Annotated in this window: 1 protein-coding gene; it reads right to left on the bottom strand. The window is 69.5% G+C overall.

The features are described from left to right. On the bottom strand, positions 1–1,010 hold a 1,010-nt coding region (locus QOZ86_RS20970), incomplete at both ends, for an IS1634 family transposase (RefSeq protein ID WP_284493903.1).

Here is a 1,010-nt window from a genome sequence, read left to right as displayed (position 1 = left end):
AACGTCTGGGTGGCGCCGTTGATCGCGACCGTGGCCGAGCGCAGCGGCCGCAGCTGGCGGATGACGTTGCCGATCGCCAGGCCGGTGCGGTTCTGAACCTCGCGGGCCACGGCCAGGGCGGTGAACACGACGGTGAGGTGGGCCTCGATGGCGTCGCGAGTGTGGTGGAACATCGGCCTGGCCCGCAGATCGGTCTTGCTCATCCGGAACGATTGCTCGACCCGCCACAGGTCGTGATAGCTGCCGATCACCTCGGCCGCGGGCATGAGATTGGCGGGGATGTTGGTGACGTAGCCCTTCAACCCGACCAGGCTCTGCGCTCTGGCCAGTGCGGTCTCGTCCAGGGATCGGGCACCGTTGCTGGTCTTGACGAACCGCGGCGTGCGGGCCGCGCGTTCGCCGTCGACGACCTCCCGCGCCCGGGCCTCCTGCAGGGCGAGGGTCTTGCGGTCCCGGGCTGCACGCCTGGCCGAGTACGCCCACACCGCCCGCCACGACCCGGTGTGCTGCGTGGGGTCCCACACGGGCTCGGCGCGGCGCGCGGTGTCGTTCTCCCCGACCTTCCCGCCCTTGGCGCGGCCGGTCTTGGGGGTGATCGTGTCGATGACCTGGCCATCGGTGAAGGCGTCGCCGTGCCAGTGGAAGTGGGACTCCAGATCCGCCGGCGCCCGGGTCACCCGCGAGCCGACGATGAACCGCACGTGCGCCTCGTCCAGCGCCTTCAGGTTCGCCGCCGACAGCATCCCGGCGTCGGCGGTGACCGCGAGGTCGGCCAGGCCGTGCCGCTGCTGGAACTGGGTGATGATCGGGATCAGCGTGCTGGTCTCGGCCTTGTTGCCCTCGAAGCAGCCGATCTCCAGCGGGAAGCCCTGACGGTCGACGAGCAACCCGACCACGACCTGCGGGTCGACTCGACGTTCCTTGGAGTAGCCGACTTTCCGCAGGTCGTCCTCGTGTTCGGCCTCGAAGTAGAGCGTCGTCACGTCGTAGAGGCACAAGGTCAGATCCCC

It is taken from the genome of Blastococcus capsensis, from assembly GCF_030165005.1.
GTDB classification, from domain to species: Bacteria; Actinomycetota; Actinomycetes; order Mycobacteriales; family Geodermatophilaceae; genus Blastococcus; species Blastococcus capsensis.
The sequence above is the reverse complement of the archived record's forward strand: the minus strand, read 5'-3'. Positions and strand labels throughout refer to the sequence as shown.